Below are 11,705 nucleotides of genomic sequence, written 5' to 3'. Positions count from 1 at the left end.
CCTCGTTTTCAGCTAAGTAGGGCACTACTTCAGATGATACATACAATATCCTCTTATCTTCCATATTAAAATTCAGTATTACTTTTGTAAATAAAAAACATGCAAATTTACAAAAATTTATGCAGTTTATAACTAAAATCTTAAGTTTGCACAATATTTCAATAAAATATCATGCTCATTTTCGAGACACAACTAGCTTTAATAGAGCATTTAAAAGTAAATTCTAATCCAAAAACCACTCTTGGTTTTGTTCCTACAATGGGCGCTTTACACCAAGGTCATTTATCGCTAGTAGAAAAGTCTTTGCAAAATAACGACCTAACTGTTGTGAGTATTTTTGTTAATCCTACTCAGTTTAATAACCCCGAAGATTTAGAAAAATATCCTAGGAATTTAGAAAGTGATATCGCCAAACTCCAAACTGTAAGCGCCGATGTGATCATTTATGCACCAACTGTTGATGATATTTATGAAGGAAATACAATTTCTAAATCATTTTATTTTGATGGTTTAGAAAATCAAATGGAAGGAAAATTTCGACCAGGACATTTTGAAGGCGTTGGAACAATAGTTAAACGATTATTTGAAATTGTAAATCCTACCAATGCGTATTTTGGCGAAAAAGATTTTCAGCAGTTACAAATCATCAAAAAATTAGTTGAAAAAGAAAATTTTTCTATAAACATAGTCGAATGTCCCATTTTTAGAGAAGAAAACGGACTTGCCATGAGTTCTAGAAATGAAAGGCTTTCGCCAAATGATAGAAATGCTGCTGCAATTATCTACAAAACATTATTGGAAGTAAAACATAAATTTTTATCAGAATCATTGTCAGAAATAGCTATTTGGGTGAACCAAGTTTTTGAAAACCAATCTGATTTTAAATTGGATTATTTCGAAATTGCCGATGAAACTACATTGCAAACTTGTGAAACCAAAAATCAGAATCAAAAATGTCGCGCTTTTATAGCAGTTTTTGTTAACAATATAAGATTGATAGATACCATTTCATTAAATTAATTATCTTTGCCACATGCAAATCCAAGTTGTAAAATCTAAAATACACCGTGTAAAAGTTACGGGAGCCGATTTAAATTATATCGGGAGTATTACTATTGATGAAGCTTTAATGGAAGCCTCAAACCTAATTGAAGGCGAAAAAGTTTCAATTGTAAACATTAACAATGGGGAACGTTTAGAAACTTATGTTATTAAAGGAAACAGAAATTCTGGTGAAATCACACTGAACGGACCAGCCGCTAGAAAAGTTCAAAAAGGAGATATTATTATCATCATATCATACGGAATTATGGATTTTGAAGAAGCAAAAACGTTCAAGCCTTCTTTAGTTTTTCCTAATGAAAATGACAATTCTTTAACTTAAATTTTGAAAGCAAAAATTGGCAAATGGCTGTCTATTTTACTCCCTCTTTTTTTGGGTGTTTTTCTAATATTTTATTCCTACAATCAATTTTCTGATAAGGACATCGAGGAAATTCAAAAGCACTTTAAAAACGCCAATTATTACTACCTCAATTTTTCCATATTTATCGCTTTTTTAGGTAGTGCCTCTCGCGCCTACAGATGGAAATATGTGTTGGATCACATGGGTTACAAAACTTCATTCGCCAATAATTTTATGGCCGTTTCTATTGGTTATCTAATGAATATGACCGTACCAAGATCGGGAGAAATATCAAGAGCTTTGGTATTAAAAAAATACAATAACGTTCCATTTGACAAGGCTTTTGGTTCAATAATTGCTGAGAGAATTGTCGATATGGTAATATTATTAGGACTAATTATTGTTGCCTTTTTTGTTCAATATGATGTTTTAAAAACTTTTGTATTAGATAAAGTACCATTGCAAAATCTAATTCTATTATTGGTAATTGGTCTCCTACTTTTCATAACTTTTATTCTGCTTTATGTTTATTCTAAGATGAAATTCATATTAAAAATAAAAGAGAAAATAGCTGGATTAAAAGAAGGGATATTGAGTATATTTCATATGGAGAAAAAGTGGTCTTATTTAGGGCACACTATTTTCATTTGGTTCTCTTATATTTATATGTTTTACATAGGATTATTAGTAATTTCTGAAACGAACGCACTCCCTTTAAGTGCTGTTATTACTTCATTTATTGTAGGAAGTGTAGCAATCGCATTCACCAATAGTGGCTTCGGATCTTACCCTTTTTTAATGGCAAAAATTCTACTTTTTTATCACATTTCTGAAACAGCAGGAAGCGCTTTTGGATGGATAATTTGGACTTCTCAAATGCTGTTATTAGTATTTTTAGGAGCGCTTTCATTTTTACTTCTGCCAGTATTGAATAGAAGCAAATAAATTATTATATTGCTCTACCTTTTTCACAGGCATCAGATTATCAACAAACGCTATAAACGATGAGAAAATTTCTTCTATTTTTTATTTTTATTTTTCCAATTATTGCATTTTCACAAACTTCTAAAGACACTATTTTTTCTCAAAAATTAAAAGAAGATAGAGAGTTTAGAATATCGTTACCAGAATCGTATGCAACAAATAAAACTAAGAAATACCCAATTTTACTTTTATTGGATGGCGATTATTTATTTGATCCTTTTCATGGTGCATTGAGTTATGGCGGTTATTGGGATGATATTCCAGAAGTAATCATCGTTGGAATTTCTCAAAATCAAAAAGACGAACGTTTTACCGATTGTGGTGTTGATCAAGAATCAGGATTGCCCGACTCAAAAGGAGAACTTTTTTATGAATTTATCGGCCAAGAATTAATGCCGTTTTTAGAAAAAAGTTATAGAGTTGCCCCCTTTAAAATTATTGCTGGGCACGATGTTACTGCAGGATATTTGAATTTCTTTTTATACAAAGACCAGCCTATTTTTAATGCCTATATTTCTTTAAGTCCTCAATTTCCTGTTGCAATGGAAGAAACAATTCCTGATAGATTTTCAGCGTTAAACCAACAATTATTTTATTATCAGGCAACTGCCGAAGGAGATATAAAATCAATTAAAGAAAAGACAATTAAATTAGATGCAGCTGTTGCAGAATTAAAAAAGCCGAACCTAAATTATCATTTTGATAATTTTCCAAATGCGTCGCATTATTCTCTAGTGTTATATTCAATTCCAAAAGCCTTGTATCACATTTTTGGAATTTATCAGCCAATTTCTGTCAATGAATACAATGAAAAAATCGCTGTTTTGCCTTCGGGTTATGTTGATTATCTGAATAAAAAATACGAAACCATCGAGAAATTATTAGCATTAAAAACGCGTATTCGATTCAATGATTTTAAAGCAATCGAAGCTGCAATCATAAAAAATAAAGCCTATGATGAATTTGGGGAACTGTCTAATTTAGCCGAAAAGCAATATCCAAAAAGCATGCTTGCAAATTATGAATTGGCATTAATGTATGAATATACTGGAGATTTTCAGAAAGCAAGGAAATACTATCAAGCAGCTTACGAAAGAGAAGAAATTGGAAATCTTACTCAAGATATGATGTTTGATAAAATGGAGAAAATGAAAAATGCAAAAACTCCAGCTTCTACAGAAACTACTCCAGAACAAAAACCATAAATATGACTAAAGTTAAAACCTCGTTTTTTTGTCAAAGTTGTGGCTCTCAATATTCTAAATGGCAAGGGCAATGTAATGCGTGCAAAGAATGGAATACTATTGTAGAAGAAATTATCCAAAAAGAAGAAAAAGTAGCTTGGAAACCGTCAACTTCTGAAGTTAAAAAAGCTGCAAAACCACTTAAAATTAAAGAAATCGATTCTACGCTAGAAATCCGAATGGACACTTGTGATAACGAATTGAACCGAGTATTGGGAGGTGGAATTGTACCTGGATCTTTAATTCTTTTGGGCGGTGAACCAGGAATTGGGAAAAGTACTTTGTTGTTACAAATATCATTAAAATTACCTTATAAAACGCTTTATGTTTCGGGGGAAGAAAGCCAGAAACAAATTAAAATGCGTGCAGAGAGAATTACACCAAACGGTGACAATTGTTACATTCTTACCGAAACAAAAACACAAAATATTTTCCGTCAAATTGAGGAAATCCAACCTGAAATCGTAATTATCGATTCCATACAAACGCTGCATACCGATTACATTGAATCGGCAGCGGGAAGTATTTCTCAAATTCGTGAAACTACCGCCGAATTGATAAAATTTGCTAAAGAAACAAATGTCCCTGTAATTTTAATTGGGCATATAACTAAAGATGGAAATATCGCCGGGCCAAAAATTTTAGAACACATGGTGGATACCGTTTTGCAATTTGAAGGTGATAGAAATCACGTATATCGAATATTACGTTCCTTAAAAAACAGGTTTGGTTCCACCGCTGAAATTGGAATATATGAAATGCAAGGAACGGGATTGCGCGAAGTGGCCAATCCATCAGAAATATTAATTTCTCATAATGATGCGACTCTATCGGGAACCGCAATTGCAACTACCTTGGAAGGAATGCGCCCTTTGATGATAGAAATACAAGCGCTAGTGAGCAGTGCCGTTTATGGAACTCCGCAACGAAGTACTACGGGTTACAATGCCAAAAGACTGAATATGATCTTGGCCGTTCTAGAAAAAAGAGCCGGTTTTCATTTGGGCTCGAAAGACGTTTTTCTAAATGTTACCGGTGGACTTTCGGTTGATGATCCCGCAATTGATCTTGCTGTAGTTGCCGCCATATTATCCTCAAATGAAGATATTGCTATCGAAAAAGATTTTTGTTTTGCTGGTGAAGTAGGACTTTCAGGAGAAATTCGCCCTGTAAACCGAATTGAACAACGAATTCAAGAAGCCGAAAAGTTAGGTTTTTCAACAATATTTGTATCCAAATACAATAAAATTGCGCTTAAAAATACCTTTATTAAAATTAGATTAGTAGCCAAAATTGAAGATATTGTAAGCGAATTATTCGGATAATCATGAGAAATAGAAAACAAAAAGCCGTACTTTTTTTAAAAATATTTGCCATAATAATCGCAATTTGTATCGTTCTGCTATTTGTATTTAGAGATTCATTATTGCAAACAGCAATCGCCAAAATTGAAAATAAAATGGCGAACGATTATGATACGAAATTAACCATCGAAAAGGCGAATTTTGACGGGATTTCTGCTGTTCAATTTCAAAAAATAAATGTAGTCCCGAATAATGCCGACACTCTTTTTTCTGTTGAAAAAGTAACTACTAAAATTAACTTATTCAAGTTATTATTTGGAACCATCCAATTGGAAAAATTAGAAATGAAAAATGGTTTTATCCAATTGGTAAAAAACAAAAATGGTCGCAATTTTGATGCTTTTCTAAAACGCAATAAAGAAGATGATTCCCCTTCCGGAAATAGCAATTATGCTAAATCTGCTTATCGATTACTTTCTAAAGTATTGAATTTAATTCCAACAGAAATGCAGCTTGAAAACCTGTCTTTCCGAATGGACGATATGGGAAGAAAAGTTGCGCTAACGATGAACCAATTGAAATTAAAAGAAGAGGCTCTTGCCACGACAATTGACGTGAAAACCAATTCTATTAATCAAAAATGGAATATTAAGGGAACGGCAAACCCTAGAGAAAAAACTGCCGATTTGAAGTTTTTCAATAGCGATAATTCTAAAATTATTGTTCCCTATTTAAACGAGCGTTTCGGTTTGCTTTCCAGCTTCGACAGCATCCATTTAAATATTGCAAAAATAGAAATGGAAAGCGGAGAATTGCACATTGACGGATTTTCATCAATTGCTAATTTAACCCTTAGCCATCCAAAAATTGCTTCTAAAGAAGTGGTAGTTAAAAAAGCACTATTCGATTATCGTTTTCTTTTTGGTGAACATTTCATGGCCATTGACAGTAGTTCTACCATTCAAATGAATGAGGTAAAAATGCATCCTTTTGCGGAGTACAGCACAGAGGAAGACACTGTTTATAAACTCCGAGTTGCCATACCTAAAATGAAAGCACAGCAGTTTATTACCTCCCTGCCAAAAGGATTGTTCACGCATTTTGAAGGCATGGAAACCCAAGGAAATTTCGAATATAAATTGGATTATAAATTTGTAAAACACAAACCAAACCAATTGGTTTTCGAAAGTAAATTGATCAAGGAAAATCTAAGAATATTGAAATACGGGGAAGCCAATTTATCCAAATTAAATTCAGAATTTACCTATCGAGCGATGGAAAACGGAGTGCCACAGCGACCAATACTTGTTGGTCCATCCAATCCAAATTTCACCCCGATAGATCAAATTTCGCCCTATTTACAAAAGGCAGTTTTAACCTGTGAAGACCCTTCGTTTTTCTCCCATAGAGGGTTCATTAACGATGCTTTTAAACAGTCTATAATAAAGAATCTTAAAACTAAGAAATTCTCTCGAGGCGCTAGCACCATAAGTATGCAATTAGTGAAAAATGTATTTCTAACTCGTGAAAAAACATTGTCCCGAAAATTGGAAGAAATTTTATTGGTTTACATATTAGAAAACAATCGTATTTCTAGTAAACAGCGAATGCTTGAAGTCTATTTTAATGTGATAGAATGGGGTCCAAATGTATATGGAATTGGGGAAGCGGCTGATTTTTATTTCAGTAAAAAACCAGCTGATTTAACCTTAAAAGAATGTTTGTTTTTGGCTTCGATTGTTCCAAAACCTAAAAAATTCATGTACGAATTTAACCCAGATGGATTCCTGAAAGCCATTGAAAACAAAAAGCAAACCTTCATTAGTAATTTAATGCTGCGCCGCGGATTAATTATGCCCGACGACACCATTGGTCAAAATATTCCAATGGCAATTACTGGAAACGCGCGTACTTTTTTAAAGTTTGAAGTCAAAGACACGATCCAAGTTGACAGTACTTTTGTAGAGGAGTTTTAGGGTTTTATTTTACTTGCCCTTTGTAAGAACTATATTTCAAAATATAATAATTCTGTACTTGTTGTGTTTATTTGCTACATTCCATTTTCCACTTTGTATCATAGAGAAATTTTTAGAAATTCTTCATGTAAAAATTAGTAATCAAAAAGGGCTGGAAATTATCCAGCCCTTTTTTTATAAATTAAATTAAGATTTACTCAATTTCGGTAACCCTCAACGTGTTTACCATTCCTTTATTTGCAATTGGCATAGCTGCTAAGTTAATTAGCATATCGCCTTTAGTTACCAACCCTTTTTCGGTAGCAATTTTGTTGATATCGTCAATGGTATCATCGGTACTTACAAATTTATCGTAGTAAAAAGTTTTTACTCCCCAAATTAAATTCAACTGCGTTAATATCACTTTGTTAGAAGTAAATACTAAAATATCCGCTTGTGGTCTCCACGCTGAAATTTGAAATGCAGTATAACCACTATTTGTTAAAGTACAAATTGCTTTTGCTTTTATTGCATTGGCCATATTAGCCGCATGCTGACAAATGGTTTTAGTAATATAACGTTTGGTTTTAATTTGCGGTGTATTTTGAGGAACTTGAATTAGTGGCGAATCTTCAACAGCTTCAATAATTTGTGTCATTTGTTGGATGACTTGCACAGGATAATTCCCTACAGAAGTTTCTCCAGAAAGCATCACTGCATCTGCACCATCCATCACTGAGTTGGCAACGTCATTCACTTCAGCTCTTGTTGGTGTTAAGCTTGTAATCATCGTTTCCATCATTTGCGTAGCGATAATTACAGGAATTCTAGCTGTTTTAGCTTTGTTAACTAATTTTTTCTGAATCAATGGCACTTCGTGAGCAGGAACTTCAACACCTAGATCTCCTCGAGCCACCATTAAACCATCACAATGTGCAATAATTGAATCGATATTGGCAACCCCTTCTGGTTTTTCAATTTTAGCTATAATTGGAATTTTGTGCTCTGAATGTTTTGCAATTAATTCTTGTAATTCAACTAAATCTTCAGAAGTTCTAACGAATGAAAGTGCAATCCAATCAACTTTTTGCTCGATTGCAAATAGAGCATCGCGAACATCTTTTTCAGTTAATGCAGGTAATGAAACTTTCGTATTTGGAAGATTTACTCCTTTTTTAGATTTTAATGGACCGCCTTGAATTACTTTAGCAACGACTTCGGTAGTTTTATTGGTAGCAACCACCTCAAACATCAATTTTCCATCGTCAAGCAAGATGTTTTCGCCTGGGTTTACATCGTTTGGAAACTCTTTGTAGTTCATGTAAACACGCTCCTTTGTTCCAGGAACATCTTCGGCAGTTTGAAAAGTAATGATGTCACCAGGGTTCACAATTACTTCTTCATTCATTACTCCAACACGTAGTTTAGGACCTTGTAAATCTCCTAAAATTGCTGCGGTATAACCAAATTCTTCGTTGATACTTCTAATTAAATCTATTTTTGCTTTAACATCTGTGTAATCGGCGTGAGAAAAATTAACTCTAAAAACATTCACTCCTGCCTCAATCATTGCTTTTAAGACTTCTTTAGTGCTACATGCAGGTCCTAATGTTGCTACAATTTTAGTTTTTTTGTTTGTTGTCATTTTTATATTAAAAAATTAAATTATTTTTTGACTTTATATTATTTGAATTAACTGAATAAACGGTTGCTATTTTAGAAATCGTATTCATTGATGCAATTATTTCATCTATTTCGGCATCACTATTTTCAATTTTCAAGAAGTAATCTACCTTTTTCAACTCCGGTAAAAGGAAGGCTTTTGTAGCTACTTCAAAACTTGAATCGCCAAACAAATTCTGATTATTAGTTGATAAAGTAGTTACCTCGTTTTTATTTTGAACCAAACTCCAACAACAATCGGTGTTGGTATTTTCATAAATAAATCTCGAAAAAAAGGTAACACCTTCTTTAATATTTATCTGAATTTCATTTTTGCTTTTACTTAATAATATGGGCAATTTTTGATTCAAAAAATAAGCCAATCGATAATCTTCTAAAGAAGTGTGAATTGCAATGAGTTCATAATCAACTTCATCAAATTCATCGATATGTAATTTATGAATTGCCATATTCATTAAAATAATGGTGTAAATATACTATTTATAAGCAATTAAAAAGTTACTAAATGGATATGTTTCCTTTAATTTACTAACGAAATCGTTGTAGATTTGATCAAATAACGTATTATTTTTTATCAATTTTATCTTGAAATGCAAAATAAGCTCTTTGGCATGCTTTTTCTTCTGCTTTCTTTTTTGAAGTTGCTCTTGCTTTTGCAATCACCTTATTATCGATGCTGAATTTAACTCCAAAAAGTCGTTCCCCATTGGAATCGTTGTCTTCAAAAGTATCGAAATGAAATGTCTTTTTCTCTTTTTGACACCATTCAATTAGAAGGCTCTTATAGCTGATAATTTTACCTTCCAATTTTGAAATATCAACATAAGGAATGATCACTCGTTTTTCGATGAATTTTTCACAGTAGGAATACCCTTGATCTAAATATATTGCGCCAACTAACGCTTCAAAAAGGTTGCCATGAATGTTTTCACCAAAATGTTGTGATGGGACTTTACTGTCTAAAAATTGTAACAAATTTAAATCTCTTCCGAGTTCGTTTAAATGTTCACGGCTTACAATTTTCGAACGCATTTTCGTCAAATAACCTTCATCGCCAGAAGGTGAAATATTGTATAAAAACGCTGCTATTATTGAGCTTAACATAGAATCTCCAAGAAATTCTAGTCGTTCATAATTCACTGGATTACCATCAATATCCATTTTACTTGAGGAACGATGAATGAAAGCTTTTTTATAAAAATCTAATTCTATTGGAGGGAAACCTATTATTTTTTGAATTTTATCAAAAAAAATCCCGTCTTCTTTAGATCGGGATTTTTGAAATATTTTCTTGATAATATTCATCTAAGGAAATTAAAGTTCCAATTTTTTTACTAATACACAAGCATTGTGACCACCAAAACCAAAAGTGTTACTCATCAATACTTTAACATCTCTTTTTTGAGCTTTGTTGAAGGTAAAATTTAATTTTGGATCAATTCCTTCATCATCAGTAAAATGATTAATTGTAGGAGGAACAATGCCGTATTTAATTGAAAGTATTGAAGAAATGGTTTCAACTGCGCCAGCTGCTCCTAGTAAATGTCCTGTCATTGATTTTGTAGAATTCAAATTCATAGTATAGGCATGATCACCAAAAACATGAAGAATCGCTTTACTTTCAGCAATATCTCCAAGCGGAGTTGAGGTTCCGTGCATGTTTACACCATCTACATCTGTAGGTTTTAATCCAGCGTCTCTCAAGCAGTTAATCATTACATTTTTAGCTCCTAAACCTTCTGGATGAGGTGCCGTAATGTGATGTGCATCAGCTGACATTCCTCCTCCACCAATTTCACAATATATAGTTGCTCCACGCGCAATTGCATGTTCGTATTCTTCTAAAATTAAAGCTCCCGCACCTTCACCTAAAACAAATCCATCACGATCTTTGTCCATTGGACGAGAAGCTGATTTTGGGTCATCATTTCTAGTTGATAAGGCGTGCATTGCGTTAAAACCACCCATTCCAGCAATACTTACTGCAGCTTCAGAACCACCAGTAATCATTGCATCGGCATGACCTAAACGAATATAATTGAAAGCATCGATAATTGCATTTGTAGAAGAGGCACATGCAGAAACAGTTGCGAAATTTGGACCTCTGAAACCATATTTTATAGAAATATGACCACAAGCAATATCAGAAATCATCTTTGGAATAAAAAAAGGATTGAATCTAGGAGTTCCATCGCCTTTGGCAAACTCTAACATTTCAATTTGAAATGTTTCTAATCCCCCAATTCCTGAACCCCAAATAACTCCAACTCTATCTTTATCTAAATTGTCTAAATCGAAGTTGGCATCTCTAACCGCTTCATCAGCAGCAACCATAGCATATTGCGTATAACGGTCCATTTTACGAGCTTCTTTTCTGTCGATAAAATCTTCAGCATTAAAGTTTTTTAACTCGCAAGCAAATTGAGTTTTGAATTTTGAAGCGTCAAAATAGGTTATTGGTGCGGCACCACTAACGCCATTAATCAATCCGTTCCAATATTCTTCAACTGTATTTCCAATAGGAGTAAGCGCTCCTAATCCTGTTACTACAACTCGCCTTAATTCCATAGTATAATTATAGTTATGAATTTAAAAAACAATACCTATGCTTTCTTCTATGTAAAAATCATAAAAAAGTCATAGGTATTACAATAATATTATTTTGGATTGAACAAACAATCAGAATTTTTAATTAAAAACAAAAACACCCGAAATGGATTAGATTACGGGTGTAATTTTTTATTTTTTAGCTTCTTCAATATAAGAAATAGCTTGACCTACAGTAGCAATGTTTTCTGCTTGATCGTCTGGGATCTGAATATCGAATTCTTTTTCAAATTCCATAATTAGCTCAACTGTATCTAAAGAATCTGCTCCTAAATCATTAGTGAAGCTTGCTTCGGTTACAACTTCGTTTTCGTCAACGCCTAATTTGTCTACGATAATCGCTTTTACTCTTGATGCAATGTCTGACATAATCTTTAATTTTAAAATTTAATTGATGGCAAAAATAAAAAACTTTATTTTAATTCCACGCATTAGTTAATAAATAAGGGGCGAAATTAAAAAAATATTTTAATAAAGACGCTAATTTTCTATTATTTATCGTTTTTTATTCTTTTTTTTGTGT

The 11,705-nt window shown here is 32.8% G+C and carries 11 protein-coding genes and 1 pseudogene; 6 read left to right on the top strand and 6 right to left on the bottom strand.

Going from position 1 to position 11,705, the window contains the following annotated elements; all coding sequences use genetic code 11:
- Positions 1-121, bottom strand: a pseudogene (locus AC9UFV_RS08485) (glycogen/starch synthase); the annotation flags it as partial.
- A gap of 50 nt (positions 122-171) precedes the next feature.
- Between AC9UFV_RS08485 and panC the strand changes: the two are divergent.
- From panC to AC9UFV_RS08455, 6 genes are read left to right on the top strand one after another with little or no spacing between them, the layout of a single operon-like run.
- The gene (gene panC / locus AC9UFV_RS08480) at positions 172-1,020 is read left to right on the top strand and encodes a pantoate--beta-alanine ligase (RefSeq protein WP_509574829.1); all 849 of its coding nucleotides are present in this window, start codon (positions 172-174) and stop codon (positions 1,018-1,020) included.
- A gap of 13 nt (positions 1,021-1,033) precedes the next feature.
- Positions 1,034-1,384 carry an aspartate 1-decarboxylase gene (gene panD, locus AC9UFV_RS08475; RefSeq protein WP_509521900.1) on the top strand — a complete coding sequence of 117 codons (351 nt, stop codon included), beginning with the start codon at positions 1,034-1,036 and terminating at the stop codon, positions 1,382-1,384.
- Positions 1,385-1,387: 3 nt separating this feature from the next.
- Entirely contained in the window at positions 1,388-2,350 is a 963-nt protein-coding gene (locus AC9UFV_RS08470; RefSeq protein WP_509574827.1) for a lysylphosphatidylglycerol synthase transmembrane domain-containing protein, read from the top strand.
- Between the two features lie 59 nt (positions 2,351-2,409).
- Positions 2,410-3,594, top strand: coding sequence for an alpha/beta hydrolase (locus AC9UFV_RS08465; RefSeq protein ID WP_509574825.1), 1,185 nt, complete (start codon positions 2,410-2,412; stop codon positions 3,592-3,594).
- Between the two features lie 2 nt (positions 3,595-3,596).
- Positions 3,597-4,958: a DNA repair protein RadA gene (gene radA / locus AC9UFV_RS08460; RefSeq protein ID WP_509521895.1), complete on the top strand. Its 1,362-nt coding sequence runs from the start codon at positions 3,597-3,599 to the stop codon at positions 4,956-4,958.
- A 2-nt stretch (positions 4,959-4,960) separates the two neighbouring features.
- Positions 4,961-6,913, top strand: coding sequence for a biosynthetic peptidoglycan transglycosylase (locus tag AC9UFV_RS08455; RefSeq protein ID WP_509574823.1), 1,953 nt, complete (start codon positions 4,961-4,963; stop codon positions 6,911-6,913).
- 193 nt (positions 6,914-7,106) lie between these two features.
- Here the strand turns inward: AC9UFV_RS08455 and pyk are convergent, their stop codons facing one another.
- The 5 genes from pyk to AC9UFV_RS08430 all read right to left on the bottom strand — a co-directional run bounded on the left by pyk (position 7,107) and on the right by AC9UFV_RS08430 (position 11,551).
- Positions 7,107-8,537 (bottom strand): pyruvate kinase, encoded by a 1,431-nt coding sequence (pyk, locus tag AC9UFV_RS08450; protein ID WP_509574821.1) that lies wholly within the window; start codon positions 8,535-8,537, stop codon positions 7,107-7,109.
- 7 nt (positions 8,538-8,544) lie between these two features.
- Positions 8,545-9,024 carry an IPExxxVDY family protein gene (locus AC9UFV_RS08445; RefSeq protein WP_509574819.1) on the bottom strand — a complete coding sequence of 160 codons (480 nt, stop codon included), beginning with the start codon at positions 9,022-9,024 and terminating at the stop codon, positions 8,545-8,547.
- 115 nt (positions 9,025-9,139) lie between these two features.
- Positions 9,140-9,880 carry a ribonuclease III family protein gene (locus AC9UFV_RS08440; RefSeq protein WP_509574817.1) on the bottom strand — a complete coding sequence of 247 codons (741 nt, stop codon included), beginning with the start codon at positions 9,878-9,880 and terminating at the stop codon, positions 9,140-9,142.
- 9 nt (positions 9,881-9,889) lie between these two features.
- Complete coding sequence (gene fabF, locus AC9UFV_RS08435; RefSeq protein WP_509574815.1) at positions 9,890-11,143, bottom strand: beta-ketoacyl-ACP synthase II; 1,254 nt, start codon at positions 11,141-11,143, stop codon at positions 9,890-9,892.
- A gap of 171 nt (positions 11,144-11,314) precedes the next feature.
- Positions 11,315-11,551 carry an acyl carrier protein gene (locus AC9UFV_RS08430; RefSeq protein ID WP_007137004.1) on the bottom strand — a complete coding sequence of 79 codons (237 nt, stop codon included), beginning with the start codon at positions 11,549-11,551 and terminating at the stop codon, positions 11,315-11,317.
- Between the last annotated feature and the right edge of the window lie 154 nt (positions 11,552-11,705).

The organism is Flavobacterium sp., from assembly GCF_044349645.1.
Classification (GTDB): domain Bacteria; phylum Bacteroidota; class Bacteroidia; order Flavobacteriales; family Flavobacteriaceae; genus Flavobacterium.
This window is presented reverse-complemented; position numbering and strand designations above follow the sequence as displayed.

Excerpts from the sequence above, each read along its gene's own strand:
- panC (WP_509574829.1), top strand. The coding sequence starts at position 172 with ATGCTCATTTTCGAGACACAACTAGCTTTAATAGAGCATTTAAAAGTA.
- panD (WP_509521900.1), top strand. The coding sequence starts at position 1,034 with ATGCAAATCCAAGTTGTAAAATCTAAAATACACCGTGTAAAAGTTACG.
- AC9UFV_RS08465 (WP_509574825.1), top strand. The coding sequence starts at position 2,410 with ATGAGAAAATTTCTTCTATTTTTTATTTTTATTTTTCCAATTATTGCA.
- radA (WP_509521895.1), top strand. The coding sequence starts at position 3,597 with ATGACTAAAGTTAAAACCTCGTTTTTTTGTCAAAGTTGTGGCTCTCAA.
- AC9UFV_RS08455 (WP_509574823.1), top strand. The coding sequence starts at position 4,961 with ATGAGAAATAGAAAACAAAAAGCCGTACTTTTTTTAAAAATATTTGCC.
- pyk (WP_509574821.1), bottom strand. The coding sequence starts at position 8,537 with ATGACAACAAACAAAAAAACTAAAATTGTAGCAACATTAGGACCTGCA.
- AC9UFV_RS08445 (WP_509574819.1), bottom strand. The coding sequence starts at position 9,024 with ATGGCAATTCATAAATTACATATCGATGAATTTGATGAAGTTGATTAT.
- AC9UFV_RS08440 (WP_509574817.1), bottom strand. The coding sequence starts at position 9,880 with ATGAATATTATCAAGAAAATATTTCAAAAATCCCGATCTAAAGAAGAC.
- fabF (WP_509574815.1), bottom strand. The coding sequence starts at position 11,143 with ATGGAATTAAGGCGAGTTGTAGTAACAGGATTAGGAGCGCTTACTCCT.
- AC9UFV_RS08430 (WP_007137004.1), bottom strand. The coding sequence starts at position 11,551 with ATGTCAGACATTGCATCAAGAGTAAAAGCGATTATCGTAGACAAATTA.